Origin of the sequence: Mycolicibacter hiberniae, assembly GCF_010729485.1 — a bacterium.
GTDB classification, from domain to species: domain Bacteria; phylum Actinomycetota; class Actinomycetes; order Mycobacteriales; family Mycobacteriaceae; genus Mycobacterium; species Mycobacterium hiberniae.
The window spans coordinates 2885956-2911079 of record NZ_AP022609.1 but is presented as its reverse complement, the minus strand read 5'-3'; the positions used below and the strand labels follow the sequence as shown (position 1 = coordinate 2911079).

Below are 25124 nucleotides of genomic sequence, written 5' to 3'. Positions count from 1 at the left end.
ATCGCGTGCCCGGAAGAAAAATTTACGCCAGTCGTACTTTTCAACAACTGGTGTACGACAGGTGAATTCGCTTACCATCGTGCGATGGTGGTTGGCCGCGAGCTCGGAAGTTCTACGTGGAACGAGCTGCAGAACCTGCTAGAGCGCCAGCTGCCGGGCTCAGGCGCGACGCTGCTGGTTCCGGTCGGATCGACCGAACAGCACGGGCCGCACCTGCCGCTGGACACTGACACCCGAATCGCCCAGGCGCTGGCCGGTGAGCTGGCGGCCCGCCGGGGCGCCTGGGCGGTGGCGCCGGCCGTCGCCTACGGCGCCAGTGGTGAGCACCAGAGTTTTGCCGGAACCATCTCGATCGGCACCGAAACACTGACCCGGCTGTTGGTCGAGTACGGCCGGTCGGCGTGCTGCTGGGCTCAGCGGGTGGTCTTCGTCAACGGCCACGGCGGCAATACGTCCGCGATGGCCCAAGCGGTGCGCCTGCTGCGCTCCGAAGCGCGCGACGTGGCCTGGGTCCCGTGTGCCGTGGCGGGCGCTGACGCCCATGCCGGGCACACCGAAACATCTCTGTTGCTGCATCTTTCACCGGAGAGTGTCCGGCTGGATCGCGCGCAGTCAGGAAACACGGCGCCCTTGGCGCAGCTGTTGCCCGCCATGCGTGCCGGCGGTGTCGCCGCAGTGAGCGCCGTCGGGGTGCTGGGTGACCCGACCACCGCCACCGCCGCCGAGGGGCGGCGGTTCTTCGGTGAGATGGCCGACGCGGCGCTGGCCGCCATCACGAGCTGGGCTCCCGGGCCGGACGGGATGCTGCGATGACCGTGGATCGTCTCCCGGACGGCTTCGCCGTGCAGGTCGACCGGAAAGTGCGCGTGCTGGGCCGCGGGTCCACGCTGTTGGGCGGCTCGCCGACCCGGCTGCTCAGGCTGGCGCCCGCCGCCCGGGGAATGCTGTCCGACGGCCGCCTCGAAGTACGCGACGCCGTCAGCGCTCAGCTGGCCCGGACCCTGCTCGATGCCACGGTTGCCCACCCGCGGCCGGTCGGCGGTCCATCGTATCGCGACGTCACGGTAGTAATTCCGGTTCGGGACAACATAATCGGTCTACAGCGCCTGGTGGCGGCGCTGCGCGGGTTGCGCGTCGTGGTGGTGGATGACGGGTCGCAAGTTCCGGTTTGCCGAGAAGACCTGGCGGCCGCGCACAACTGCACGCTGGAGGTAATGCGACACCCGGAGAATCGGGGTCCGGCCGCGGCGCGCAACACCGGCCTGAGCGTCTGCACCACGGATTTCGTTGCCTTTCTCGACTCAGACGTGGTGCCGCGGCGGGGCTGGCTGGAGGCGCTGCTGGGCCACTTCTGCGACCCCGCCGTGGCCCTGGTGGCTCCGCGTATCGTCGCGATGGCCGACAGCGGAAATCTGCTCGCGCGCTACGAGGGCATCCGGTCGTCCCTGGATCTGGGTGGTTGTGAGGCTCCGGTGGTGCCCTGCAGCAGGGTCGCCTACGTCCCCAGTGCGGCCATCATCTGCCGTGTTGCGGCGTTGCGTGCCTTGGGTGGCTTCGACGAGGCGCTGCGGTCCGGCGAAGACGTCGACCTGTGCTGGCGCCTGGTGGACTCGGGCAGCCGGCTGCGTTATGAGCCGATCGCGCAGGTCGCCCACGACCACCGGGTCGACATACAGGAGTGGTTGTCGCGCAAGGCATTCTACGGAAGCTCGGCGGCTCCGCTGTCGGCGCGGCATCCAGACAAGACCGCGCCCATGGTGATCTCCGGATGGGCCCTGGCGGGCTGGGTGCTGATGGCGCTCGGCTCGACGGCGGGGTACCTGGTCGCGTTGGCGATCGCTGCGCTGGCCGGACGCAAGGTCGCCAAGTCCATGCGCGGCCCCGACACCGCGCCGGCCGATGTGCTGATCGTGACATTGCGCGGACTGGCCGGTGCCGGGCTGCAGATCGCTTCAGCCCTGTGTCGGCACTACTGGCCGCTAGCACTGCTGGCCGCTCTGGTGTCTCAGCGGTGCCGCAGGGCGCTGGTGGTGGCGGCGGTTGCCGACGGAGTGGTGGATTGGCTGCGCCACGCGCGCTGCGAGGACGACACACGGCCGCTGGGGCTGCTCGGCTACCTGCTGCTCAAACGGCTCGACGACCTCGCCTACGGCGCCGGCCTGTGGGGCGGTGTGGTGCGGGAGCGCAACGGTGCCGCACTCAAGCCGCAGATCCGGGGTTAGAGGCTTGACGGTTCCGGTGGTGCACGGCGACGCCCTGGTGGTGGGAGCGGGCAGCGCCGGATCCATTGTCGCAGCACTGCTCTCGGCGGATCCGGCATGCTCGGTGACCCTCGTGGAGTCGGGAGCCGGGCTAGACGACCCGGTTCTGGCGGCGCAGACCGTCGATGCCGCACGGTTGCCGATCGGCGCTGCGAGCCCGCTGGTGCGCCGTTACCGCGCCGAGTTGACCGGCGACCACGCGGCGGCCATCGTGCGCGGTGCCACGCTTGGAGGCTCCGGTGCGGTCAACGGCGGCTACTTCTGCCGCGGACTGCCCGCGGACTTCGCCGGTTTTCCCGCCGGCTGGTCCTGGCCGGAGGTGTTGGAGGCGTTTCGGGCGGTTGAGACCGACCTGGACTTCCACGGCCCGGCGCACGGTGACTCCGGGCCGATTCCGGTCCGGCGCACTCGCGACATGTGCGCTGGCACAAATCGATTCATCGAATCGGTGACGCGGGCGGGCTTCGGCTGGATCGACGATCTCAACGACGCGACGATGGCGACGGGACCGGGAGTCGGCGCCGTCCCGCTCAACATCGTCGAAGGTGTGCGCACCGGCCCGGGCCAGGCGTACCTGCGGCCGGCCCTGTCCCGGTCCAACCTGACCGTCCTGACGAAGACCCGCGCGGTGCGCGTCGATATCGAGGGCGACCGGGCCGTGGCGGTGGAGGCGATCGGGGAGCAGGGGCCGGTGCGGCTGACGGCGGATCGAATCGTGCTGTGCGCCGGAGCGATCGGCACAGCGCACCTGCTGATGCTGTCCGGGGTGGGTGAGGAAGCGATGCTGCGTGCCGCCGGGGTTGCCGTCAGATCCGCACTTCCGGTGGGTGCGCACTGCGCGGACCACCCGGAGTGGCTGGTCTCAGCCGAGTGGCCGGCCACGCCGGGCCGCCCGGTGCTCGAGGCCGTACTGCACCATGAAGGCCTGGAAATCCGGCCCTACACCACGGGTTTCGCGACCATGGTCGGTGAGGCCGCCGCCGTCGATCCGCCGCAGATCGGCGTTGCGCTGATGACCCCGCGCGCCCGCGGCCGGATCAGTCTGGTGTCGGCGGATCCGCAGGTCGCCCCGCGCATCGAGCACCGCTATGACACCGAGCCGCAAGACCTTGCCGAGCTGCGCCGCGGGGTGGAGTTGCTCGGGGCTGTCCTGGGCACCACAACCTCTGGCACCGAGCCGCGTTGGTCGACTTCGCAACACCTGTGCGGCAGCGCGCCCATGGGCAACGATGCCGACCGGGCCGCGGTGCTCGACGCGCAGTGCAGGGTGCGGGGGATCGCCGGGCTATGGGTTATCGACGGATCGGCGCTGCCCACGATCCCCAGTCGCGGGCCGCACGCGACGATCGCGATGCTGGCTCAACGGGCGGCTGCGCTGCTGTGCGGTCAGGGCCGGATGCGATAGCGGATCGGCAGGTGCTTGAGCCCGCCGACGAACGTCGTCGACACCAGCTGCGGATCGCCGGCCAGTTCGGCGGATTCCAGGCGGGGCAGCAGGGCGCTGAAGAAGCTGCTGATCTCCATGCGCGCCAAGGCGGAACCCACGCAGAAGTGCACGCCGTGCCCGAACGCCAGATGCTTGTTCGGGTCGCGTCCGACGTCGAAGACGAACGGGTCGGCGAACACGTCCTCGTCACGGTTGGCCGAGACGTAGGACAGGTAGACCGATTCTCCTTTGGCGATCGGCACGCCGCGCACCTGCGTGTCGGCGGTCGCGGTGCGCATGAACTCCTTGACCGGCGTCACCCAGCGAATGATCTCCTCGACCGCGGTCGGCATGAGGTTCATGTCGGCGCGGAGGCGCTCGCGCTGCTCGGGATGCTCGATCAGTGCCTGCATGCCGCCGCTGATCGCCGCGCTGGTGGTGTCGTGGCCGGCGGTGGCGATGATGACGTAGTAGGAGGCGGTGTCCACATCGGACAGCGGCGCCCCGTCGATGGTCGCGTTGGCGATCGTGGAGGCCAGGTCCTCGGTCGGGCGGGCTCGCCGCTCGGCGGTCAGCGCCCCGAAGTAGGCGAAGAAGTCGAGCAGCACCGGCAGCTGCTCCTCGGGAGTCAAGCCGCGGCGGTACTCCTCATCGTCACCGCCGAACAGCTCCTGGGTCAGGCGCAGCATGCGGGGAAAGTCCGATTCGGGCAGGCCGAGCAGTGACAGGATCACGAACAGTGGGTAGTTGACCGCGACCTCCTGGACGAAGTCGCACTCGCCCCCCAGCTGGACCATCTTCTCGACGTAGCGGTGCGCGAGTTCGTCGATACGGGCCCTGAGATTGCGCATTGCCTTGGGGCGGAACCACTCCGAGACGATGGAACGCATCTTCTGGTGCAGCGGGTCGTCCATGTGGATCAGCGTGCGCAGACCCATGCCGGACTCCAGCAGGGAGCGCTGCAGGTCGTCGGACTCGGCGGGCACCAGCACCGGCCGCGGTTCGTTGATCCACAGCGCGTTGTCGCGTTCGATCTCCATGATGTCGGCGTGCCGGGTGATCGCCCAGAACGGGCGGTAGGGCCGCCGGTCGACCAGGCACACCGGTGCGTGGGCGCGCAGGTGTGTCAGCGCGGCATGCAGCCGAGTGTCGTCGGCGTAGGCGCTGGGGTCGGCGAATACCTGGGCCGCCTGGTCAACTGTCGGTGTGCTCAAGTCCGGCTCCTCGTCCACAATTCTTGACAGGTGTCAGGTCCGCACCAGTGTCGGGCATAGTCGCCCGTCGTGTACCCGCTTTGCGCCGATCCGGCCGATTAGGCTCTTCGGTCATGTCGATCCGATCGTGTCGCCGGGTGGCGCGGGCCGGCGTCCTGGTGCTGGCGCTCACCGCGGTGCTGGCTGCCGGGTGCGCGAGTTCTGACGGTGCGGCGTCCCAGCCCGGCGTGGGCCCTCGTGCTGTCGCGCTCAACGCCGACGTGGTGCGAACCGGCTCCGGTCTGCTGAGAGGAAGCGTCGGTCCGGATCACCGTCTGTTCCAAGGAGTCCCGTACGCCGCGCCGCCGGTCGGTCCGCTGCGATGGCAGCCGCCGGCGCCGATGCCCGCCTGGCCGGGGGTGCGCGAGGCGGTGCGGCGCGGACCGTGGTGCATCCAGCCGGACGCCGGCGACGCGGACCCGACCAGCGAGGACTGTCTGACGCTGAACGTGTGGACGCCGACCGGTTCGGCGGCCGAGCCGCTGCCGGTCATGGTCTGGATTCACGGCGGCAGCTTCATGCGGGGCGCCGGCGACATCTATCACGCGCAACGCCTCGCGGTCCGGGGCCGCATCGTGGTCGTCACCGTCAACTACCGGTTGGGCGCCCTCGGCTTCCTGGCCGACCCGGCACTGGGGGACCCGGGCAACTACGGCCTGGCGGATCAGCAGGCGGCGCTGCGCTGGGTGCGCGACAACATCGATGCGTTCGGCGGCGATCCGGACAAGGTGACCATTGCCGGTGAGTCCGCCGGCGGTATGTCGGTCTGCGACCACCTGGCCGCGCCGGAATCGGCCGGGCTGTTCCGGGCGGCGATCATCCAGAGTGGGCCCTGTCAGGCTCAGGTCGAGGTGGCGCAGGCGCAGCAGATCAGCCGGGAGTACACCGAATCCCTGGGCTGCGGCGAGCACGGCCGGGGCCATGACTATCCCGACGAGCAGATCGCGTCGTGTCTGCGGGCGTTGCCGCCCGACCGGCTGGCCAAGCCGCTGTGGTACTCGCGCTTCGGCACCGATCAGCTCAGCGGTCCGGTGATCGGAACCAAGCTGCTGCCCAAGGATCCGGTGCGGGTGTTTCAGGAGTCCCCGCATGAGGGCGGCCCGGCGGGCAGACCGGTACTGCTCGGCATCAACCGCGACGAGTTCACCATGTTCGTCGCACTGCGGTATCTGCGCGTCGGCCGGGAGATCACCGCCACGGAATACCCCGGCGAACTGGACGACACGTTCGGCCCCGACCACGCCGCCGCGGTGGCGCAACACTATCCGCCGGCCCGGTACCGCGGCAGCGTCTCGCTGGCCTACGCGGCCGCGGCGACCGACGACATCTTCGCCTGCCTGGCCGACCGGATGGCCGGCGGACTGGCTGCCGGCGCCCCCGTCTACGGCTACGAGTTCGACGACCCGCACGCTCCGGCCCCAGACCTGTACGACCGGGTGCCGTTCCCGGTCGGGGCCACCCACTCCCTGGAGATGCGCTATCTGTTCGACATCGGCGGGGCGCCGCCGCTGGATCCCGCCCAGCGCCGGCTGTCCGACCAGATGATCGAGTACTGGACGGGCTTTGTGGTGACCGGGGCGCCGATCGCGGTCGAGCAACCCGACTGGCCCGTGGTGGGGCCGGGGCCGCAGCGGCGCTGGATGTCGCTGCGGACCGACGGAAGCCGGGTGATCACCGACTACGCCGTAGAGCACCAGTGCGACTTCTGGGCGGGCGTGCGCAACTGACCTCTTGTTCTTTCGCCGAGCGTGTACTCAGGACGAAAAATCGCCCGAAATCTCGGGCTGAGTACACGCTCGGCGGGGGAGTGTGCGAGCTCGCCCGCTCAGGCCGGCGTCACCCAGGTGGTGATGTCGGCGTGCACCACCTCGACGCCGGCCTTGTCGGTGATGCTGACCGGCACCACCACCTCGGCCCCTTCGGCGATGGAGTCAAACTCCGGCGGCGTCAGCCGCGCCGTGGCCCGCAACGACGTCGTCGCCTTGGCCAGATAGGTCACGCTCATCGCCTTGGGAATCCAACGGTGGCTGGTGGGCACGGTTGCCTCCATCAGCATGCCCATCGCCACCTCGGCCGCATTGCAGGACGCGATGGCGTGCACCGTGCGCAGGTGGTTGTAGACGAACGGCCACTTGGGCACCAGCACCTCGGCCAGTCCGGGCTCCATCCGGACCACGTGGGGCAGCACCGAGGCGAAATAGGGAACCCGGGCCATCGCCGCGGCTGAGAACATCCGGGTGCCGCCCGGGACGCCCGCCAGCCGCCGCCAAGCCCGATAAGTACTGGTAGATCCGGTCACGCCGACTCACCTTACCGGCAAGTAAGATCGCTGGCCGGACTGTTCGGCGGTTGCAGGCCCCGCGGGCCGGCAGCGCTACCGCTGGGGATTTGGCCGCTGAACCGATCTGGGGCATACTATTCAGGTTCGCCTGCGCCGGGATCGCTCCTGGCCGGGCATACGACCAGCGCCCACCCGGGCGCATCCGGTCCCACTCTCGCGTACGGAGTTTTTTCACCGTGCACGAGGCCGTGTGCGGGCGACACGCCCGACCGCGGGGACCGGTGGACCAGGACAGGTAAACAGCGGCGACAGCGCCCAGCGCAGTGTCGACACCGGACCCACGGGTCCGACAGGTGTAGGCGAGCTGGGGCACAAAGGGTTCGAAAGACGGGCCCCCTTTGCAGGAGTGAGGTAGCAGAAGCGTGGCGGGACAAAAGATCCGCATCAGGCTCAAGGCCTACGACCACGAGGCGATTGACGCCTCGGCGCGCAAGATCGTTGAGACGGTCACTCGTACCGGTGCGTCCGTAGTCGGCCCGGTGCCGCTGCCGACCGAGAAGAACGTGTATTGCGTCATCCGGTCCCCGCACAAGTACAAGGACTCGCGGGAGCACTTCGAGATGCGCACCCACAAGCGGTTGATCGACATCCTCGATCCCACGCCGAAGACCGTTGACGCCTTGATGCGCATCGATCTGCCGGCCAGCGTCGACGTCAACATTCAATAAGGCATCCCAGTAGGAGCTCGGAAGAAACCATGGCACGCAAAGGTATTTTGGGTACCAAACTGGGCATGACACAGGTGTTCGACGAGAACAACAAGGTCGTGCCGGTCACGGTCGTCAAGGCCGGGCCGAATGTGGTCACCCGCATCCGCACCCCTGAGCGCGACGGCTACAGCGCCGTCCAGCTCGCTTACGGCGAGATCAGCCCTCGCAAGGTCAACCGGCCGCTGTCGGGTCAGTACACCGCCGCGGGCGTCAACCCGCGCCGGCACCTGGCTGAGTTGCGCCTCGACGATGAGACGGCCGCCGCCGGCTACGAGGTCGGCCAGGAGCTGACCGCCGAGATTTTCAGCGACGGCAGCTACGTCGACGTCACCGGAACCTCCAAGGGCAAGGGTTACGCCGGCACCATGAAGCGGCACGGCTTCGCCGGCCAGGGCGCCGGTCACGGCGCGCAGGCTGTGCACCGCCGGCCGGGTTCGATCGGTGGCTGCTCGACCCCCGGCCGGGTGTTCAAGGGCACCCGGATGTCGGGACGCATGGGCAACGACCGTGTCACCACCCAGAACCTGGTGGTGCACAAGGTGGACGCCGAGAACGGCGTACTGCTGATCAAGGGCGCCATTCCGGGCCGCAACGGTGGGCTGGTTCTGGTCCGCAGCGCGATCAAAAAGGGTGAGAAGTAATGGCCGGCATCACGATTGACGTCAAGACTCCGGACGGCAAGTCCGGCGGCTCGGTCGAGCTGCCCGCCGAGCTGTTCGACGCTCCCGCCAACATCGCGCTCATGCACCAGGTGGTGATCGCTCAGTTGGCTGCGGCCCGCCAGGGGACGCACTCCACCAAGACTCGCGGTGAGGTCAGCGGCGGTGGCCGCAAGCCCTACCGGCAGAAGGGCACCGGCCGTGCCCGCCAGGGCTCGACCCGGGCGCCGCAGTTCACCGGCGGTGGTGTGGTGCACGGGCCCAAGCCCCGCGACTACAGCCAGCGCACCCCGAAGAAGATGATCGCCGCCGCCCTGCGCGGAGCGTTGTCCGACCGGGCGCGCAACGGCCGGATCCACGCGGTCACCGAGCTGGTCAGCGGCCAGACCCCGTCGACCAAGAGCGCCAAGACGTTCCTGGGCTCGCTCACCGACCGCAAGCGGGTGCTGGTGGTCATCGGCCGGGCCGACGAGACGGGCGCCCGCAGCGTGCGCAACCTGCCGGGTGTGCACATCCTGTCCGCGGACCAGCTCAACACCCACGATGTGCTGCGTGCCGACGACGTGGTGTTCAGCGTTGAGGCCCTGAACTCCTACATCGAGGCTCACACCGCCAAAACCGAGGAGGTTTCGGCCTGATGGCGACGATCACCGACCCCCGCGACATCATCCTCGCGCCGGTCATCTCCGAGAAGTCCTACGGGCTGATCGAGAACAACGTGTACACCTTCGTGGTCCGCCCCGACACGAACAAGACGCAGATCAAGATCGCGATCGAGAAGATCTTCGCGGTCAAGGTTGCGTCGGTGAACACCGCGAACCGGCCGGGTAAGCGCAAGCGGTCCCGGACCGGCTACGGCAAGCGCAAAGACACCAAGCGCGCCATTGTGACTCTGGCGCCCGGCAGCAAGCCGATCGACCTGTTCGCCGCACCGGCCTGACCGGCGTGAGAGAGAGATCTAACTGACATGGGAATCCGCAAGTACAAGCCGACGACCCCCGGTCGTCGCGGTGCCAGCGTCTCCGATTTCGCTGAGCTCACCCGCTCTCACCCGGAGAAGTCGCTGGTTCGGCCGCTGCACGGCCACGGCGGGCGCAACGCCCACGGCCGCATCACCACCCGCCACAAGGGTGGCGGCCACAAGCGTGCCTACCGCGTGATCGACTTCCGTCGCCACGACAAGGACGGCGTCAACGCCAAGGTCGCGCACATCGAGTACGACCCGAACCGCACCGCACGGATCGCGCTGCTGCACTACCTCGACGGCGAGAAGCGTTACATCATCGCGCCGCAGGGTCTGTCGCAGGGCGACGTGGTCGAGTCGGGTGCCAACGCCGATATCAAGCCCGGCAACAACCTGCCGTTGCGCAACATCCCGGCCGGCACCTTGGTGCATGCCGTGGAGCTGCGTCCCGGTGGTGGCGCCAAGATGGCCCGTTCGGCTGGCTCCAGCATTCAGTTGCTGGGTAAGGAAGGCGCCTACGCCTCGCTGCGTATGCCCTCCGGAGAGATCCGCCGCGTCGACGTGCGCTGCCGCGCCACCGTCGGCGAGGTGGGCAACGCCGAGCAGGCCAACATCAACTGGGGTAAGGCCGGCCGTATGCGGTGGAAGGGCAAGCGCCCGTCCGTCCGTGGTGTGGTCATGAACCCGGTGGACCACCCGCACGGTGGTGGTGAGGGTAAGACCTCCGGTGGCCGGCACCCGGTCAGCCCATGGGGTAAGCCGGAGGGTCGCACCCGCCGGCCGAACAAGCCCAGCGACAAGCTCATCGTCCGACGCCGGCGCACCGGCAAGAAGCGCTAGGAATCGGAGGGAAAGCGATGCCACGCAGCCTCAAGAAGGGTCCGTTCGTCGACGAGCATGTGCTCAAGAAGGTCGACGTGCAGAACGAGAAGAACACCAAGCAGGTCATCAAGACCTGGTCACGTCGGTCGACGATCATCCCGGACTTCATCGGGCACACGTTCGCCGTACACGACGGCCGCAAGCATGTTCCGGTATTCGTCACCGAGTCGATGGTCGGGCACAAGCTCGGCGAATTTGCTCCGACGCGCACCTTCAAGGGACACATCAAAGACGACCGGAAGGCTAAGCGCCGGTGAGCGTTACGACTGAATTTCCGTCCGCTGTCGCCAAGGCCCGCCATGTGGGTATCTCGGCCAGCAAGGCGCGCCGGGTGATCAACCTGGTGCGCGGTAAGTCGGTGTCTGAGGCGCTGGACATCCTGCGCTGGGCCCCGCAGCAAGCCAGCCTGCCGCTGGCCAAGGTCATCGCCAGCGCGGCGGCCAACGCCGAGAACAACAACGGCCTGGACCCCGCCACCCTGGTGGTGGCCACGGTCTACGCCGACGAGGGCCCGACCGCCAAGCGGATCAAGCCGCGCGCCCAGGGCCGTGCGTACCGGATCCGCCGGCGCACCAGCCACATCACCGTGGTGGTGGAGAGCCGTCCGGTCTCCGGCGGTGGCTCGGCGCAGTCCGCCGGTGCCGCCCGGGCGCGTCGTGCCCAGGCCAGCAAGGCCGCCGCCGGCCAGGCGGCTGCCAAGGCGCCCGCCAAGGCGGCAGAGAAGGCGCCGGCCAAGAAGGCTTCCGCAGCCAAGGCTGCCGAGAAGACGACGGAGAAAGCGGCGGCGAAGAAGGCGCCCGCCAAGAAGGCGGCAACCAAGAAGGCGCCTGAGACGTCCGACGCGAAGGAGGGCTCGGAGTAATGGGCCAGAAGATCAATCCGCACGGTTTCCGGCTCGGTATCACCACCGACTGGAAGTCGCGCTGGTACGCCGATAAGCAGTACGCGGACTACGTCAAGGAAGACGTGGCTATCCGGCGTCTGCTGTCGAGCGGACTCGAGCGTGCCGGCATCGCCGACGTCGAGATCGAACGGACCCGGGACCGGGTTCGGGTGGATATCCACACCGCTCGTCCGGGCATCGTGATCGGCCGTCGGGGAACCGAGGCCGACCGGATCCGCTCCGACCTGGAGAAGCTGACCGGCAAGCAGGTCCAGCTGAACATCCTCGAGGTCAAGAACCCCGAGTCCACGGCGCAGCTGGTGGCCCAGGGCGTGGCCGAGCAGCTGAGCAACCGTGTGGCGTTCCGCCGTGCGATGCGCAAGGCGATCCAGTCGGCGATGCGCCAGCCCAACGTCAAGGGCATCCGGGTGCAGTGCTCGGGCCGTCTCGGCGGCGCTGAGATGAGCCGTTCGGAGTTCTACCGTGAGGGCCGGGTGCCGCTGCACACGCTGCGCGCCGACATCGACTACGGACTGTACGAGGCGAAGACCACCTTCGGCCGGATCGGCGTGAAGGTCTGGATCTACAAGGGCGACGTCGTCGGGGGCAAGCGCGAGCTGTCCGTTGCGGCGCCGTCGGCCGACCGTCCCCGCCGGGAGCGTCCGTCGGGCACCCGCCCGCGCCGCAGTGGCGCCTCCGGTACCACCGCGACCAGCACCGACGCCGGGCGGGCCGCTGAGAGCACCGAGAACACCGCTGCTGCCGAGACGGTCACCGAGGCCGCTCCGGCCGCAGCGGAAACGCAGAACACGGAGAGCTGAATCATGTTGATTCCCCGTAAGGTCAAGCACCGCAAGCAGCATCACCCCAAGCAGCGCGGTATCGCCAGCGGCGGCACCGCGGTGACGTTCGGTGAGTACGGCATCCAGGCCCTGGAGCACGCCTACGTCACCAACCGGCAGATCGAGTCGGCGCGTATCGCCATCAACCGGCACATCAAGCGTGGCGGCAAGGTGTGGATCAACATCTTCCCGGACCGCCCGCTGACCAAGAAGCCCGCCGAAACCCGCATGGGTTCCGGTAAGGGCTCACCGGAGTGGTGGGTCGCCAACGTGAAGCCGGGTCGGGTGCTGTTCGAGCTGAGCTACCCGAATGAGGCCATCGCCCGTGCCGCACTGACCCGGGCGATCCACAAGCTGCCGATCAAGGCGCGCATCGTCACCCGAGAGGAGCAGTTCTGATGGCAGTGGGAGTGACCGCCGGCGAACTGCGCGAGCTGAGCGCCGACGAACTCGTCGAGCAGCTGCGCGAGTCCAAAGAAGAGCTGTTCAACCTGCGTTTCCAGATGGCAACCGGGCAGCTCACCAACAACCGTCGGCTCCGCACGGTGCGCCACCAGATCGCGCGCATCTACACCGTGTTGCGCGAACGGGAACTGGGCCTGGTGTCCGGTCCCGCTGGTTCTGAAGGCGAGGCATCGTAATGGCACAGGCTGCAAAGGCTAACGCCGCGGAGAAGGGCGCCAAGCACACTCCGCGCACCGAGACGCCGCGGGGCCGCCGCAAGACCCAGATCGGCTACGTGGTCAGCGACAAGATGGAGAAGACCATCGTCGTCGAGCTCGAAGACCGTATGCGGCACCCGCTGTACGGCAAGATCATCCGGACCACCAAGAAGGTCAAGGCACACGACGAGAACAACACGGCCGGTGTCGGCGACCGCGTGTCGCTGATGGAGACCCGTCCGCTCTCGGCGACCAAGCGGTGGCGCCTGGTCGAGATCCTCGAGAAGGCCAAGTAGAAGCTCTTACGCCGCGGCCCTGACACGCAGTCCTTACTGCGCGTCAGGGCCGCTGCTTTTTCCGCACCGGGCGTAGCGGCCTTGTGGCCGGGGTGCGCCGTTGCGTGTGGAAACCGAATTCGGCTGCGCACAAGGCGTGTCCGGCTCGCAAAGTCTGCCGCTTGGCCGGCGTCCCGGTAGTGTCACAACAGTTCCGGGGGCCGACGACGGAGTGAGCGATGGTGGAGTTCAAGGGCAAGATCAGTCTCGACATCCGGGATTCCGAACCGGACTGGGGTCCGTTCGCCGCGCCGACGGCTCCCGAGGGCGCACCCAACGTGCTGTACCTGGTCTGGGACGACACCGGCATCGCGACCTGGGACTGCTTCGGTGGGCTGGTCGAGATGCCGACCATGAGCCGGATCGCCACCCGCGGGGTCCGCTTGTCGCAGTTTCACACCACCGCCCTGTGCTCGCCGACCAGAGCTGCGTTGCTGACCGGCCGCAACGCCACCAGCGTCGGGATGGCGACCATTGAAGAGTTCACCGATGGGTTCCCCAACTGCAGTGGGCGCATCCCCTACGACACCGCCCTTCTCAGTGAGGTTCTCGCCGAACAGGGCTGGAACACCTTCTGCGTCGGCAAGTGGCACCTCACGCCGCTGGAGGAGTCCAACATGGCGGCCACGCGGCGGCACTGGCCGACCCAGCGGGGCTTCGACCGGTTCTACGGATTCATGGGCGGCGAGACCAATCAGTGGTATCCCGATCTGGTCTACGACAACCATCCGGTCGAGCCGCCCGCCACACCGGAGGACGGCTACCACCTGTCCAAGGACATCGCCGATCGGACGATCGAGTTCATCCGCGACGCGAAGACCGTCGCACCCGGCAAGCCCTGGTTCGGCTATGTCTGCCCGGGCGCCGGCCACGCCCCGCACCACGTGTTCGCCGAATGGGCCGATCGCTACGCCGGGCGCTTCGACATGGGCTACGAGAAGTACCGCGAGATCGTCCTGGAGAACCAGAAGAAGCTGGGCCTGGTGCCGGCGGACACCGATCTCTCCGAGGTCAACCCCTACGCCGACGTCACCGGCTCCACGGGCCATCCCTGGCCGCTGTTGGACATGGTCCGCCCCTGGGACACCCTCGATGATTCCGAGAAGCGCCTGTTCGCCCGAATGGCCGAGGTGTTCGCCGGATTCCAGAGCTACACCGATGCTCAGATCGGCCGGATTCTGGACTACCTGGAGGAATCCGGGCAGCTCGACAACACCATCGTGGTGGTGATCTCCGACAACGGAGCCAGCGGAGAGGGCGGCCCGAACGGGTCGCCCAACGAGAACAAGTTCTTCAACGGCTACATCGACTCCGTCGAAGAGGCGATGAAGCTCTTCGATCAGCTCGGCAGCCCAGAGACCTACAACCACTATCCTGTCGGCTGGGCGATGGCGTTCAACACGCCCTACAAGCTCTACAAGCGCTATGCCTCGCACGAGGGCGGCATCGCCGATCCGGCGATCGTCAGCTGGCCCAAAGGGATCGCGGCGCACGGCGAGGTGCGCGACACCTACGTCAACGTCTGCGATGTGACCCCGACGGTCTACGACCTGCTCGGCATCACGCCGCCGGAGACCGTGCGCGGTGTCGCCCAGCGTCCGCTGGAAGGCGTGAGTTTCAAAGCAGCGCTGCTTGATCCGGCCGCAGATACCGGAAAACACACCCAGTTCTACACGATGCTGGGCACCCGCGGAATCTGGCACCGTGGCTGGTTCGCCAACACGGTGCATGCGGCGACCCCGTCCGGCTGGAGTCATTTCGACGACGACCGGTGGGAGCTCTATCACCTGGCCGAAGACCGCAGCCAATGCCACGACCTGGCGGCCGAGCACCCCGAGAAACTCGAAGAGCTCAAGCAGCTGTGGTTCTCTGAAGCGGAACGCTACAACGGACTTCCGCTGTCGGACCTGAACATCATCGAGATGACGGGCCGGCAGCGGCCGTACCTGTCGGGTGACCGCACCGCCTACACGTATTACCCGAACACCGCGGAGGTGCCGTTGGGAGCCTGCGTGGAGATCCGCGGGCGATCGTTCTCGGTGTTGGCGCGCGTCACGGTGGATTCCGCTGCCGCCGAGGGTGTGCTGTTCAAGCAGGGCGCACGGCACGGCGGTCACGCGCTGTTCGTACAGGACGGCAAGCTGCACTACGTCTACAACTTCCTCGGCGAGCGTGAGCAGTGGCTGTCCTCGGTCGATCCGATCCCGCTGGGAGACCACATCTTCGGCGTCCGATTCGAGCGCACCGGCACCGTCGAGGGCAGCCACACCCCGGTGGGCGACGCTGCGCTCTACATCGACGACACCGTGGTGGCCACCCTGACCGGGATGCTCGCCCAGCCGGGTGCCTTCGCACTGGCCGGGGGCGGTGTCAGCGTGGGACGCAACACCGGCCAAGCCGTGTCGTCGGCGTATCGTGCGCCGTTCGGCTTCACCGGGGGAACCATCGCGGATGTGGCCGTGGATGTCAGCGGCGAGCCGTACCTGGATGTGAGGAAGAGCATCGCCGCCGCATTCGCCCGGGATTGACGCCGTGCTGACCGAACTCGTCGACATCCCGGCCGGGGTGTTCCGGATGGGTTCGACGAGCTTCTACCCCGAAGAGGCGCCGATCCACAGTGTGGCGGTGCAGCCGTTCGCGATGGAAAGCCATCCGGTCACCAACGCCCAGTACGCCGCGTTCGTCGCGGCAACCGGCTATGTGACCGTCGCCGAACAGCAACTCGACCCGGCGCGCTACGGCGATGCGCAGCCGGGTGCCCTGGTCTTCACCCCGACATCGGGGCCGGTCGACCTGCAGGACTGGCGGCAGTGGTGGCGGTGGGTGCCCGGCGCGAACTGGCGGCACCCGCTGGGCCCGCGCAGCAGCGTCGAGGACAAGCTCGATCACCCGGTGGTGCAGGTGGCCTACCCCGACGCGGCGGCGTACGCGCGGTGGGCGGGGCGGCGGCTGCCCACCGAAGCCGAATGGGAGTACGCCGCTCGGGCCGGGGCCGCGACCACCTATCCGTGGGGCGAGGAGGAGAAGCCCGGCGGGGCCCTGATGGCCAACACCTGGCAGGGAGCGTTCCCGTACCGCAATGCCGGTGCTCTGGGCTGGTCCGGGACTTCGCCGGTCGGCGCCTTTGCCGCCAACGCCTGGGGCCTGCTCGACATGATCGGAAATGTGTGGGAGTGGACGACCACCGTCTTCTCGGTCCATCACCGCCTCGATGCGCCGCCGAGTGCCTGCTGCGCCCCGGCCGCTGCCGGCGACCCCACCGTCAGCCAGACCCTCAAGGGCGGCTCGCACCTGTGCGCGCCCGAGTACTGTCACCGCTACCGGCCCGCCGCCCGATCGCCGCAGGCGCAGGACACCGGCACCAGCCATATCGGATTCCGGTGCTGCACCCCCGGGGGGTCGGCCAGCAATTTGGAGTCTGGCGCTACGTCGCCTAGGATCTAGGGGTTGCCATGTGCAGACCTCGGCTGGCGTGAGTTGGCCCTGCGTGCCCTTCGGCAATAAAGAAGACCATGCACGACCGGGGAGATTCCGGCATGCCACTTGTCATGTCGCGCATCGTCCCAATTACTGAGGAGATCTGGTGATTCAGCAGGAATCGCGGTTGAAGGTCGCCGACAACACCGGCGCCAAGGAGATCTTGTGCATCCGGGTGCTCGGCGGCTCGTCGCGGCGATACGCCGGCATCGGTGATGTCATCGTCGCGACTGTCAAGGACGCCATCCCGGGCGGCAACGTCAAACGGGGCGACGTGGTGAAGGCTGTCGTGGTGCGCACCGCCAAGGAGCGTCGCCGCGCCGACGGCAGCTACATCAAGTTCGACGAGAACGCGGCCGTCATCATCAAGGCTGACAACGACCCCCGTGGAACTCGCATCTTCGGGCCGGTTGGCCGCGAGCTGCGCGAGAAGAAGTTCATGAAGATCGTCTCGCTGGCACCGGAGGTGTTGTAGATGAAGGTCCATAAGGGCGACACCGTTCTGATCATCGCCGGCAAGGACAAGGGTGCCAAGGGCAAGGTCCTGCAGGCATTCCCCACCCGCAACCGGGTGCTGGTCCAGGGCGTCAACCGGATCCGCAAGCACGTCGCGAACTCGGCCAACCAGGCCGGCGCCTCCTCGGGCGGGATCGTCACCCAAGAGGCTCCGATCCACGTCTCCAACGTGATGGTCGTCGACTCCGACGGCAAGCCCACCCGGATCGGTTACCGGGTGGACGCCGAGTCCGGCAAGAAGGTTCGCGTCTCCAAGCGCAATGGCAAGGACATCTAGAGATGACGACTGCAGAAAAGACCCAGCCTCGGCTGAAGGTGCGCTACCGCGAAGAGATCCGCGACGCGCTCAACAAAGAGTTCAACTACGCCAACGTGATGCAGATCCCGGGCGTGGTGAAGGTCGTGGTGAACATGGGTGTCGGTGAAGCCGCCCGGGACGCCAAGCTGATCAACAACGCGGTCAACGACCTGGCCGCGATCACCGGCCAGAAGCCGGAGATCCGCAAGGCCCGGCTGTCCATCGCCCAGTTCAAGCTGCGCGAGGGCATGCCGATCGGTGCCCGGGTCACGCTGCGCGGTGACCGGATGTGGGAGTTCCTGGACCGGCTCACCTCGATCGCGCTGCCGCGTATCCGCGACTTCCGCGGGCTTTCGCCCAAGCAGTTCGACGGTTCCGGCAACTACACCTTCGGGCTGGCCGAGCAGTCGATGTTCCACGAGATCGACGTGGACTCCATCGACCGCCCGCGGGGCATGAACATCACCGTCGTCACCTCGGCGACCAACGACGACGAAGGTCGAGCGCTGCTGCGGGCTCTCGGCTTTCCGTTCAAGGAGAACTGACCACATGGCTAAGAAGGCGTTGGTGATCAAGGCGGCCCGCAAGCCCAAGTTTGCGGTGCGCGCCTACACCCGTTGCAACAAGTGCGGCCGCCCGCGCGCGGTGCTCCGCAAGTTCGGCCTGTGCCGAATCTGCCTGCGCGAAATGGCGCACGCCGGCGAGCTGCCCGGTGTGCAGAAGAGCAGCTGGTGAGGGTGGAGGAGCAGCCTAAATGACTATGACGGATCCGATCGCGGACTTCCTGACCCGTCTGCGGAACGCCAACTCGGCGTACCACGACGAGGTGACCCTGCCGCACTCGAAGATCAAGGCCAACATCGCCGAGATCCTCAAGCGCGAGGGTTACATCACCGACTACCACGTCGAAGACGCCCGGGTGGGCAAGGCGCTGGTGGTCAACCTCAAGTACGGCCCGAACCGCGAGCGCAGTCTCGCCGGTCTGCGCCGGGTGTCCAAGCCGGGCCTGCGGGTCTACGCAAAGTCGACCAGCCTGCCTCGGGTGCTCGGCGGCCTGGGCGTGGCGATCATCTCCACGTCCTCGGGTCTGCTGACCGACCGTCAGGCGGCCAGGCAGGGCGTGGGCGGCGAAGTCCTCGCGTACGTGTGGTGAGGGAGTAGCAGACATGTCGCGTATTGGTAAGCAGCCGGTTCCGGTTCCCGCCGGGGTCGACGTGACCATCGATGGTCAGAACGTTTCGGTCAAGGGACCCAAGGGCACCCTGGAGCTCACCGTGGCGGAGCCGATCAACGTCGTTCGTAACGACGACGGCGCCCTCGTGGTGAGCCGGCCGGACGACGACCGGCGAAACCGGTCGCTGCACGGACTGAGCCGCACCCTGTTGGCCAACCTGGTCACCGGTGTGTCGGAGGGCTACGTCCGCAAGATGGAGATCTTCGGCGTGGGCTACCGCGTCGCGCTCAAGGGCAGCGACCTGGAGTTCGCGCTGGGCTACAGCCACCCGGTGCTGATCAAGGCTCCGGAGGGCATCACCTTCGCGGTGGAGACGCCCACCAAGTTCTCGGTCTCGGGCATCGACAAGCAGAAGGTCGGCCAGATCTCGGCGAACATCCGCCGCCTGCGTCGCCCCGACCCCTACAAGGGCAAGGGTGTGCGCTACGAGGGTGAGCAGGTTCGCCGCAAGGTCGGAAAGACAGGTAAGTAGTCATGGCGCAATCACAAGCAGGCACCGCGGACCGCAAGCCCGTCGGGCAGAACATCTCCGAGGTTCGGCGCACGCACCGTATCCGTCGGCATGCGCGGTTGCGCAAGAAGGTCGCGGGCACCGCCGAGCGTCCGCGCTTGGTCGTACACCGCTCCGCGCGGCACATCCACGTGCAGCTGGTCGACGACCTCGCCGGCCACACGGTGGCAGCGGCGTCCTCGATCGAGGCCGACGTACGGGGTGTGGACGGCGACAAGAAGGCCCACAGTGTTCGGGTCGGCCAGCTGATCGCCGAGCGCGCCAAGGCCGCCGGCGTGCAGGACGTGGTGTTCGACCGCGGTGGCTACACCTACGGTGGGCGCATCGCGGCGCTGGCAGACGCGGCACGCGAGGGCGGATTGAACTTCTGATGACGGACGTGAAGATGACTGGAAGGACCGCATGATGGCGGAGCAGCCGACAGGGGCCTCCTCGGCAGGTCCCGACACGGGCAGTGCCTCCCGCAGCGACGGGCGCGACAACCGTGACAACCGGGGTGGCCGTGGTGGCCGCGACGGCGGCCGTGGCGGCCGCGACAACCGGGACGGCGACAAGAGCAATTACCTGGAGCGCGTCGTCGCGATCAACCGGGTGTCCAAGGTGGTCAAGGGTGGTCGCCGGTTCAGCTTCACCGCATTGGTGATCGTCGGCGACGGCAAGGGATTGGTCGGTGTCGGCTACGGCAAGGCCAAGGAAGTGCCTGCCGCGATCGCCAAGGGCGTGGAGGAGGCTCGCAAGGGCTTTTTCCGGGTGCCGCTGATCGGTGGCACCATCGTCCACCCGGTGCAGGGTGAAGCCGCCGCCGGTGTGGTGTTCCTGCGTCCGGCCAGCCCCGGTACCGGTGTGATCGCTGGTGGCGCGGTGCGTGCGGTGCTGGAATGCGCCGGGGTGCACGACATCCTGTCCAAGTCGCTGGGCAGTGACAACGCGATCAACGTGGTGCACGCCACCGTGGCCGCGCTGAAGATGATCCAGCGACCCGAAGAGGTGGCGGCTCGTCGTGGCCTGCCCATCGAAGATGTTGCGCCGGCCGCGATGCTCAAGGCTCGTCGCGAGAGCGATGCTCTGGCTGCCGCCGCGGCGCGGGAAGGCACGGCGTAATCATGGCTAACCTGAAGATCACCCAGGTCCGCGGCACCATCGGTGCACGCTGGAAGCAGCGCGAGAGCCTGCGTACCCTGGGCCTGCGCAAGATCCGCCAGTCGGTGGTGCGTGAGGACAATCCGCAGACCCGTGGGCTGATCCGGGTTGTTCACCACCTCGTGCAAGTGGAGGAAGCAGAATGACCATCAAGCTGCACGACCTGCGCCCTGCGCCCGGGTCGAACACCAAGAAGACCCGCGTCGGCCGTGGTGAGGGTTCCAAGGGTAAGACCGCGGGTCGCGGCACCAAGGGCACCAAGGCACGCAAGAACGTGCCGGTCGCGTTCGAGGGTGGGCAGATGCCGATCCACATGCGGCTGCCCAAGCTGAAGGGCTTCCGCAACCGGTTCCGCACCGAGTACGAGGTCGTCAACGTCGGCGACATCAACCGGCTGTTCCCCGAGGGTGGCACCGTCGGACTCGATGAGCTGGTCGCCAAGGGCGCTGTCCGGAAGAACACGCTGGTCAAGGTGCTCGGCGACGGCAAGCTGACGGTCAAGGCCGACGTCACCGCCCACAAGTTCAGCGGCAGCGCGAAGGACAAGATCACCGCAGCCGGAGGCAGCGCCACCGAGCTGTAGGGCTTGCCGCTGCGCGAGCAGTCACAGAATCGCACTCCACTCCGCGGTGGGGTGCGATTCTGCGTCTGGTCGCCGTCCCGCACGCCGCCGGTAGGCTCGAATCCATGTTCTCTCTGCTGCCCGGGGTACCCGGGATCGACGGCCTGCGCGGCGTTGCGCGCCGCCTCGACACCGCCCGCCATCACGGCGTGCCCAACGGCGTCATCCTCGAACTCGACCTGCAAGAGCTTCCCCACGAGACCAGCGCCTTCGACCCGCTGGCGCTGATCCGTTCCGGTGGCCGACCGCCGGTGCTGCGCGACGTGGTGGCCGCGATCCACCGCGCGGCACAAGACCCTCGGGTGGCGGGATTGATCGCACGGGTACAGCTGTCGGCGGCCGCTGCCGGGCCGGTGCAGGAGCTTCGGGCCGCGGTCGCCGAATTCACTGCCGTCAAGCCGTCTGTGGCCTGGGCCGAGACCTATCCGGGCACGCTGTCGTACTACCTGGCCTCGGCGTTCGGCGAGATCTGGATGCAGCCGTCGGGCACCGTCGGGCTGGTCGGTTTCGCCACCAGCGCGACCTTCCTGCGTACCGCCCTGGACAAGGCCGGTATCGAGGCACAGTTCGTCGCGCGCGGTGAGTACAAGTCGGCGGCCAACCTTTTCACCCAGGACTCCTACACCGATGCGCACCGCGAGGCCGACACCGCGCTGGTGCAGAGCCTGCATGCGCAGGTGCGTGCGGCGGTCGCCGAATCCCGCAAGCTCGACGCCGGGGTCGTCGATGCCCTGGCCGACAAGGCGCCGCTGTTGCGCGACGACGCACAGCGATCGGGGCTGATCGACCGGATCGGCTTCCGTGACCAGGCCTACGACCGGATCACCGAACTCACCGGCGCCGGGGACATCGCCGGCGCCGACGATGACGACGCGCCGCCGCGCCTGTACCTGACGCGCTACGCGCATGCCACCACGCCCGGGTCGGGCCCGCCGTTGCCGGGACGCAAACCCAAACCGGTGGTCGCCGTGGTGACGGTGGCGGGGGCGATCGTCAGCGGCTCGGGCGGACCACCGCTGTCACCGCTGGGCAACCGCAGCGTGGGCGGTGACACCATCGCCGCGGCGCTGCGGGAGGCGGCCGCCGACGATGACGTGGCCGCGATCGTTCTGCGGGTCGACAGTCCGGGAGGGTCGGTCACCGGTTCGGAAACCATCTGGCGGGCCGTGCAGCAGGCACGTGCTGCGGGCAAACCGGTGGTGGCCTCGATGGGTGCGGTGGCCGCATCCGGCGGGTACTACATCTCCGCCGGTACGGATGCCATCGTGGCCAATCCGGGCACCATCACCGGATCCATCGGCGTGGTGACCGGCAAGTTGGTGACCCGTGCTCTCAAGGACCGGCTGGGGGTGGGCAGCGATGCGGTGCGCACCGGCGCCAACGCCGACGCCTGGTCGATGGACGCGCCCTTCACCGCCGAACAGCAGGGGCAGGTGGAGACCGAGGCGGATCTGTTCTACGACGACTTCGTCGCCCGGGTGGCGCAAGGCCGCAACCTGTCCACCGAAGAAGTCGACGCGGTGGCACGAGGGCGGGTGTGGACCGGCGCGGACGCGGCCGAGCGCGGGCTGGTCGACGAACTGGGCGGCCTGCGCACGGCGGTACGCCGGGCGAAGGTGTTAGCCGGGCTCGATGCGGATGCGCAGGTCCGCACCGCGTCGTATCCGGGCTCGTCGTGGTGGGAATTCATCCGGCCGCGCCCGTCGTCGCAGCCGGCGGCGGCGGTGTCCGCTGCGGTCGGCGGCTTGGTGGTGCGCTCTCTGGTAGGAGTGGTCGAGCACATCGAACGCTCGGTCAACGGTGCGCACGTGCTGTGGCTGGGGGAGTCGCGCTGGTAAGGCGCGGTGGTCCGCGCTGAATCCAGCCTGATCAGGCTTGTCGCCGGGCCCCGAGGACGTGGTGGAACACTGCCTGGCGCAGCGCGAGTTCGCGCGGGTCGCTGTGCAGGTGAAAGCCCAGGCGGTTCATCACGTAGGAGTAGCCGATCGCTGTGTCGGGATCGGCGAACCCGAACGAGCCGCCGAAACCCGGTGTGCCATAGGCCTTGTCGGAAGAACCGAAAACCGTGCCGAACGCCGGTTTGGACAAGCCCAGATTGAACACCAGCTCCACGCCCAACACCTTGTCGCGTTCCCCGCGCGACGGCGGCGCCGGCATAGCGGCGAGTTCATCGCGCACGTCCTCGCACAGTGGCAGAGCGGGGGCCGCGCCGGCAGCGGCGCCATAGAGTTGCGCGATCGCTCTGGCGGTGCCGATCCCGTTGGCAGACGGGATTTCCACGGCGCGTACGTCGTCGCGGTTGTAGTCGCCGTCCCACGGTTTGATGTCGCGCGGAAGCGAGCTCGCCCGCCCCAGCAGACCGAACGGATTCAGCATGGCGGCCACCAGAGCGCCGGGCATCACCGACAGGTGCAGGAGGGACTCCGCGCGTTTCCACTGGTGCAACAGCGCCACCTGGTCGCGGGACACCGAAGAGGGCAGCCCGATGTGCAGGTCCAGCCCGAGTGGCCGGGCGATCTCTTCGGCGAAGAAGCGGCCCAGGGTACGTCCGGCGGGGTCGGTGCGGCGGATGAGTTCGGATTCGTACCAGCCCAAGGTGACCGCGTGATATCCGTGGCGGGTTCCCGGCGCCCAGCGGGGCCGCTGAGCCGCCAGCAGGGGGGCCAGTCGATCCGGGGCCGCCACGTCGGCCAGCGCCGGGGGCGGTTTGAGCGCGCTCAGCCCCGCCTGGTGCCCGAGCAGCTGGCGTACCGTGATGTCGCCCTTGCCCACTTGGGCGAACTCCGGCCAGTGGGCGGCCACCTTGTCGTCGTAACCGAAAAAGCCCCGCGACACGGCCAGCGCCACGGCCAACGCCGCCACGCCTTTGGTGCTCGAGAAGACATTGACCATGGTGTCGCGCCGCCACGGAGCGCGGCTGTAGCCGTCGCGATAACCACCCCACAGGTCAACGACTTTGGCGCCGTTGCGGTAGACCGCCAGGGCGGCGCCCACTTCGCTGCCACGGGCGAAGTTGTCCCGGAAGGCGTCGGCGACCTTGCCGAAACCCTCATCGACGTCGCCGCCGATCAGGTCGGGCGGAACCGCGACTTTGAGCACCATGGGGCCGTTATACCGTTGCCGGAAGCCGGCCAGCGGCCGAATGGCCAATTCACCGCCCCGAAGGCGGCGGCCGCCCGCCGTCAGGTGCGAATTGCCTCGATCGCAACCGAATTGCGCAGCCGCGCCACGATGTCGCCGTCGGGAAAGCTGCGACCGTAGGCGGCGAACACCGCTTCGCGGGAGCGCTCGTTCACCTGCCACCCGCGCTGGCTCAGATAGCTGCCCACCGGATTGCGCTCGCCGGGGTACACCAGGGTGGCGATGTCGAGGTCCAGGCCCTGAGCGGCGAACCGCTGCCCCAGCGACTGGTTCGAGCCGCTGAGCGCGGCGCCGCCGTCGGGGTGGAATTCGGTCGCCAGCCTGCTGCGCGGGGCGCTCAGCGCGGTGATGTGGTCGAACAACCGGTCCTGTGCATCCGGGGGCAGGTAGACCAGCAGCCCCTCTGCGATCCACGCGGTGGGCTGCGTCGGGTCAAAACCACGTTCGCGCAAGGCCGCCGGCCAGTCGTCGCGCAGATCGACCGCCACGGCCCGGCGATCGGCGCTCGGCTGGGCGCCCAGTGCGGCAAGCGTGCGCGTCTTGAACTCGATGACTTCCGGTTGATCGATCTCATAGACCACGCTGGGCTGCGGCCAGTCCAACCGGTAGGCCCGTGAATCCAGTCCGGCGGCCAGGATCACGAACTGCCGGATCCCGGCCGCCGCGGCTGCCCGGAAGAAGTCGTCGAAGAACCGGGTGCGCACCGCCATCACGGCCGTCATCGGCTCAGCGGCGGCCTTGGCCTCCGCGGCCACCGCCGGCTCCAGGGCGCCGTCAACCATCTTGGTGAAGAAGTCGACGCCCACCGCGCGCACGAGCGGGGCCGCGAACGGGTCCGAGATGATGGCGTCCGGTTCCGCGGTGGCCAGCGCACGGGCGGCGGCGACCATGGTGGCGGTGGTTCCCACGCTGGAGGCCAGGTCCCAGCTGTCGTTGTCACTGCGCGCCACGGTCGTCAGCCCCGCCC

The 25124-nt window shown here is 68.1% G+C and carries 32 protein-coding genes; 28 read left to right on the top strand and 4 right to left on the bottom strand.

From position 1 onward, the window contains the following. Positions 1-84: 84 nt before the first annotated feature. Genes mftE through mftG form a run of 3 tightly spaced genes read left to right on the top strand, consistent with a single transcriptional unit; the run spans position 85 to position 3666 of the window. A complete protein-coding gene (gene mftE / locus G6N14_RS13780) occupies positions 85-813 on the top strand; it encodes a mycofactocin biosynthesis peptidyl-dipeptidase MftE (RefSeq protein ID WP_085137370.1) in 729 nt (242 codons plus the stop codon). Further along, a complete protein-coding gene (gene mftF / locus G6N14_RS13775) occupies positions 810-2222 on the top strand; it encodes a mycofactocin biosynthesis glycosyltransferase MftF (RefSeq protein WP_085137372.1) in 1413 nt (470 codons plus the stop codon). The genes mftE and mftF overlap by 4 nt, the downstream gene beginning before the upstream one ends. Before the next feature lie 4 nt (positions 2223-2226). Beyond that, the gene (gene mftG, locus G6N14_RS13770; protein ID WP_085137374.1) at positions 2227-3666 is read left to right on the top strand and encodes a mycofactocin dehydrogenase MftG; all 1440 of its coding nucleotides are present in this window, start codon (positions 2227-2229) and stop codon (positions 3664-3666) included. On the opposite strand, the gene G6N14_RS13765 is transcribed toward mftG, so the two are convergent. Further along, entirely contained in the window at positions 3648-4901 is a 1254-nt protein-coding gene (locus G6N14_RS13765; RefSeq protein ID WP_085137446.1) for a cytochrome P450, read from the bottom strand. The genes mftG and G6N14_RS13765 overlap by 19 nt on opposite strands. Before the next feature lie 113 nt (positions 4902-5014). On the opposite strand from G6N14_RS13765, the gene G6N14_RS13760 reads away from it, so the two are divergent. Next, a complete protein-coding gene (locus tag G6N14_RS13760) occupies positions 5015-6667 on the top strand; it encodes a carboxylesterase/lipase family protein (RefSeq protein WP_085137375.1) in 1653 nt (550 codons plus the stop codon). A gap of 98 nt (positions 6668-6765) precedes the next feature. Here the strand turns inward: G6N14_RS13760 and G6N14_RS13755 are convergent, their stop codons facing one another. Further along, entirely contained in the window at positions 6766-7173 is a 408-nt protein-coding gene (locus G6N14_RS13755) for a hotdog fold domain-containing protein (RefSeq protein WP_179960886.1), read from the bottom strand. A 470-nt stretch (positions 7174-7643) separates the two neighbouring features. Here G6N14_RS13755 and rpsJ point away from each other — a divergent pair, with 470 nt between their 5' ends. The 24 genes from rpsJ (at position 7644) to sppA (ending at position 22854) form a co-directional block, all read left to right on the top strand. Continuing rightward, positions 7644-7949: a 30S ribosomal protein S10 gene (rpsJ, locus tag G6N14_RS13750; RefSeq protein ID WP_003883485.1), complete on the top strand. Its 306-nt coding sequence runs from the start codon at positions 7644-7646 to the stop codon at positions 7947-7949. Positions 7950-7978: 29 nt separating this feature from the next. Next, positions 7979-8632 carry a 50S ribosomal protein L3 gene (gene rplC, locus G6N14_RS13745; protein WP_085137379.1) on the top strand — a complete coding sequence of 218 codons (654 nt, stop codon included), beginning with the start codon at positions 7979-7981 and terminating at the stop codon, positions 8630-8632. Continuing rightward, complete coding sequence (gene rplD / locus G6N14_RS13740) at positions 8632-9288, top strand: 50S ribosomal protein L4 (RefSeq protein WP_085137380.1); 657 nt, start codon at positions 8632-8634, stop codon at positions 9286-9288. The genes rplC and rplD overlap by 1 nt, the downstream gene beginning before the upstream one ends. After that, positions 9288-9590: a 50S ribosomal protein L23 gene (gene rplW, locus G6N14_RS13735; RefSeq protein ID WP_046295911.1), complete on the top strand. Its 303-nt coding sequence runs from the start codon at positions 9288-9290 to the stop codon at positions 9588-9590. Before rplD ends, rplW begins: the two co-directional genes overlap by 1 nt. 27 nt (positions 9591-9617) lie before the next feature. Beyond that, entirely contained in the window at positions 9618-10454 is an 837-nt protein-coding gene (rplB, locus tag G6N14_RS13730) for a 50S ribosomal protein L2 (protein WP_085137382.1), read from the top strand. Positions 10455-10471: 17 nt separating this feature from the next. Then, entirely contained in the window at positions 10472-10753 is a 282-nt protein-coding gene (gene rpsS, locus G6N14_RS13725) for a 30S ribosomal protein S19 (RefSeq protein ID WP_024440412.1), read from the top strand. Continuing rightward, entirely contained in the window at positions 10750-11358 is a 609-nt protein-coding gene (rplV, locus tag G6N14_RS13720; protein ID WP_085137384.1) for a 50S ribosomal protein L22, read from the top strand. The genes rpsS and rplV overlap by 4 nt, the downstream gene beginning before the upstream one ends. Continuing rightward, positions 11358-12200, top strand: coding sequence for a 30S ribosomal protein S3 (gene rpsC / locus G6N14_RS13715; protein WP_085137385.1), 843 nt, complete (start codon positions 11358-11360; stop codon positions 12198-12200). Before rplV ends, rpsC begins: the two co-directional genes overlap by 1 nt. Positions 12201-12203: 3 nt before the next feature. Then, positions 12204-12620, top strand: coding sequence for a 50S ribosomal protein L16 (gene rplP / locus G6N14_RS13710; protein WP_024440409.1), 417 nt, complete (start codon positions 12204-12206; stop codon positions 12618-12620). Continuing rightward, positions 12620-12862, top strand: a complete 243-nt coding sequence (gene rpmC / locus G6N14_RS13705) for a 50S ribosomal protein L29 (protein ID WP_085137387.1) — start codon at positions 12620-12622, stop codon at positions 12860-12862. The genes rplP and rpmC overlap by 1 nt, the downstream gene beginning before the upstream one ends. Next, entirely contained in the window at positions 12862-13179 is a 318-nt protein-coding gene (rpsQ, locus tag G6N14_RS13700) for a 30S ribosomal protein S17 (protein ID WP_085137388.1), read from the top strand. Before rpmC ends, rpsQ begins: the two co-directional genes overlap by 1 nt. 218 nt (positions 13180-13397) lie before the next feature. Beyond that, on the top strand, positions 13398-15746 hold the full coding sequence (locus G6N14_RS13695) for an arylsulfatase (protein ID WP_085137390.1): 2349 nt from the start codon (positions 13398-13400) through the stop codon (positions 15744-15746). A 4-nt stretch (positions 15747-15750) separates the two neighbouring features. After that, entirely contained in the window at positions 15751-16662 is a 912-nt protein-coding gene (locus tag G6N14_RS13690) for a formylglycine-generating enzyme family protein (RefSeq protein WP_085137392.1), read from the top strand. Positions 16663-16801: 139 nt separating this feature from the next. Further along, positions 16802-17170, top strand: a complete 369-nt coding sequence (gene rplN, locus G6N14_RS13685) for a 50S ribosomal protein L14 (RefSeq protein WP_085137394.1) — start codon at positions 16802-16804, stop codon at positions 17168-17170. Beyond that, positions 17171-17488 (top strand): 50S ribosomal protein L24, encoded by a 318-nt coding sequence (gene rplX / locus G6N14_RS13680; protein ID WP_085137396.1) that lies wholly within the window; start codon positions 17171-17173, stop codon positions 17486-17488. It begins immediately after the preceding gene. 2 nt (positions 17489-17490) lie between these two features. Next, positions 17491-18054, top strand: coding sequence for a 50S ribosomal protein L5 (gene rplE / locus G6N14_RS13675; RefSeq protein ID WP_085137398.1), 564 nt, complete (start codon positions 17491-17493; stop codon positions 18052-18054). A 4-nt stretch (positions 18055-18058) separates the two neighbouring features. Further along, complete coding sequence (locus tag G6N14_RS13670; RefSeq protein ID WP_024440399.1) at positions 18059-18244, top strand: type Z 30S ribosomal protein S14; 186 nt, start codon at positions 18059-18061, stop codon at positions 18242-18244. 19 nt (positions 18245-18263) lie between these two features. After that, positions 18264-18662, top strand: coding sequence for a 30S ribosomal protein S8 (gene rpsH / locus G6N14_RS13665; RefSeq protein WP_067969791.1), 399 nt, complete (start codon positions 18264-18266; stop codon positions 18660-18662). 13 nt (positions 18663-18675) lie between these two features. Further along, positions 18676-19215: a 50S ribosomal protein L6 gene (rplF, locus tag G6N14_RS13660; protein ID WP_085137400.1), complete on the top strand. Its 540-nt coding sequence runs from the start codon at positions 18676-18678 to the stop codon at positions 19213-19215. Positions 19216-19217: 2 nt separating this feature from the next. Next, positions 19218-19625: a 50S ribosomal protein L18 gene (gene rplR / locus G6N14_RS13655; RefSeq protein ID WP_085137401.1), complete on the top strand. Its 408-nt coding sequence runs from the start codon at positions 19218-19220 to the stop codon at positions 19623-19625. 34 nt (positions 19626-19659) lie between these two features. Beyond that, a complete protein-coding gene (rpsE, locus tag G6N14_RS13650) occupies positions 19660-20355 on the top strand; it encodes a 30S ribosomal protein S5 (protein WP_407663115.1) in 696 nt (231 codons plus the stop codon). Between the two features lie 2 nt (positions 20356-20357). Further along, a complete protein-coding gene (gene rpmD, locus G6N14_RS13645; protein ID WP_019738973.1) occupies positions 20358-20540 on the top strand; it encodes a 50S ribosomal protein L30 in 183 nt (60 codons plus the stop codon). Further along, a complete protein-coding gene (gene rplO, locus G6N14_RS13640; protein ID WP_085137405.1) occupies positions 20537-20977 on the top strand; it encodes a 50S ribosomal protein L15 in 441 nt (146 codons plus the stop codon). The genes rpmD and rplO overlap by 4 nt, the downstream gene beginning before the upstream one ends. A 104-nt stretch (positions 20978-21081) precedes the next feature. Beyond that, positions 21082-22854 carry a signal peptide peptidase SppA gene (gene sppA, locus G6N14_RS13635; protein WP_085137407.1) on the top strand — a complete coding sequence of 591 codons (1773 nt, stop codon included), beginning with the start codon at positions 21082-21084 and terminating at the stop codon, positions 22852-22854. A gap of 31 nt (positions 22855-22885) precedes the next feature. Here sppA and G6N14_RS13630 read toward each other — a convergent pair whose 3' ends face one another. Together G6N14_RS13630 and G6N14_RS13625 are read right to left on the bottom strand one after the other, a co-directional pair. After that, complete coding sequence (locus G6N14_RS13630) at positions 22886-24118, bottom strand: serine hydrolase domain-containing protein (protein WP_085137409.1); 1233 nt, start codon at positions 24116-24118, stop codon at positions 22886-22888. A gap of 80 nt (positions 24119-24198) precedes the next feature. Continuing rightward, a complete protein-coding gene (locus G6N14_RS13625; protein ID WP_085137411.1) occupies positions 24199-25107 on the bottom strand; it encodes an SAM-dependent methyltransferase in 909 nt (302 codons plus the stop codon). Positions 25108-25124 lie beyond the last annotated feature (17 nt).

Excerpts from the sequence above, each read along its gene's own strand:
- mftE (WP_085137370.1), top strand. The coding sequence starts at position 85 with ATGGTGGTTGGCCGCGAGCTCGGAAGTTCTACGTGGAACGAGCTGCAG.
- mftF (WP_085137372.1), top strand. The coding sequence starts at position 810 with ATGACCGTGGATCGTCTCCCGGACGGCTTCGCCGTGCAGGTCGACCGG.
- G6N14_RS13760 (WP_085137375.1), top strand. The coding sequence starts at position 5,015 with ATGTCGATCCGATCGTGTCGCCGGGTGGCGCGGGCCGGCGTCCTGGTG.
- G6N14_RS13755 (WP_179960886.1), bottom strand. The coding sequence starts at position 7,173 with ATGTTCTCAGCCGCGGCGATGGCCCGGGTTCCCTATTTCGCCTCGGTG.
- rplC (WP_085137379.1), top strand. The coding sequence starts at position 7,979 with ATGGCACGCAAAGGTATTTTGGGTACCAAACTGGGCATGACACAGGTG.
- rplD (WP_085137380.1), top strand. The coding sequence starts at position 8,632 with ATGGCCGGCATCACGATTGACGTCAAGACTCCGGACGGCAAGTCCGGC.
- rplW (WP_046295911.1), top strand. The coding sequence starts at position 9,288 with ATGGCGACGATCACCGACCCCCGCGACATCATCCTCGCGCCGGTCATC.
- rplB (WP_085137382.1), top strand. The coding sequence starts at position 9,618 with ATGGGAATCCGCAAGTACAAGCCGACGACCCCCGGTCGTCGCGGTGCC.
- rpsS (WP_024440412.1), top strand. The coding sequence starts at position 10,472 with ATGCCACGCAGCCTCAAGAAGGGTCCGTTCGTCGACGAGCATGTGCTC.
- rpsC (WP_085137385.1), top strand. The coding sequence starts at position 11,358 with ATGGGCCAGAAGATCAATCCGCACGGTTTCCGGCTCGGTATCACCACC.
- rplP (WP_024440409.1), top strand. The coding sequence starts at position 12,204 with ATGTTGATTCCCCGTAAGGTCAAGCACCGCAAGCAGCATCACCCCAAG.
- rpmC (WP_085137387.1), top strand. The coding sequence starts at position 12,620 with ATGGCAGTGGGAGTGACCGCCGGCGAACTGCGCGAGCTGAGCGCCGAC.
- rpsQ (WP_085137388.1), top strand. The coding sequence starts at position 12,862 with ATGGCACAGGCTGCAAAGGCTAACGCCGCGGAGAAGGGCGCCAAGCAC.
- G6N14_RS13695 (WP_085137390.1), top strand. The coding sequence starts at position 13,398 with ATGGTGGAGTTCAAGGGCAAGATCAGTCTCGACATCCGGGATTCCGAA.
- rplX (WP_085137396.1), top strand. The coding sequence starts at position 17,171 with ATGAAGGTCCATAAGGGCGACACCGTTCTGATCATCGCCGGCAAGGAC.
- rplE (WP_085137398.1), top strand. The coding sequence starts at position 17,491 with ATGACGACTGCAGAAAAGACCCAGCCTCGGCTGAAGGTGCGCTACCGC.
- G6N14_RS13670 (WP_024440399.1), top strand. The coding sequence starts at position 18,059 with ATGGCTAAGAAGGCGTTGGTGATCAAGGCGGCCCGCAAGCCCAAGTTT.
- rpsH (WP_067969791.1), top strand. The coding sequence starts at position 18,264 with ATGACTATGACGGATCCGATCGCGGACTTCCTGACCCGTCTGCGGAAC.
- rplF (WP_085137400.1), top strand. The coding sequence starts at position 18,676 with ATGTCGCGTATTGGTAAGCAGCCGGTTCCGGTTCCCGCCGGGGTCGAC.
- rplR (WP_085137401.1), top strand. The coding sequence starts at position 19,218 with ATGGCGCAATCACAAGCAGGCACCGCGGACCGCAAGCCCGTCGGGCAG.
- rpsE (WP_407663115.1), top strand. The coding sequence starts at position 19,660 with ATGGCGGAGCAGCCGACAGGGGCCTCCTCGGCAGGTCCCGACACGGGC.
- rpmD (WP_019738973.1), top strand. The coding sequence starts at position 20,358 with ATGGCTAACCTGAAGATCACCCAGGTCCGCGGCACCATCGGTGCACGC.
- rplO (WP_085137405.1), top strand. The coding sequence starts at position 20,537 with ATGACCATCAAGCTGCACGACCTGCGCCCTGCGCCCGGGTCGAACACC.
- sppA (WP_085137407.1), top strand. The coding sequence starts at position 21,082 with ATGTTCTCTCTGCTGCCCGGGGTACCCGGGATCGACGGCCTGCGCGGC.
- G6N14_RS13630 (WP_085137409.1), bottom strand. The coding sequence starts at position 24,118 with ATGGTGCTCAAAGTCGCGGTTCCGCCCGACCTGATCGGCGGCGACGTC.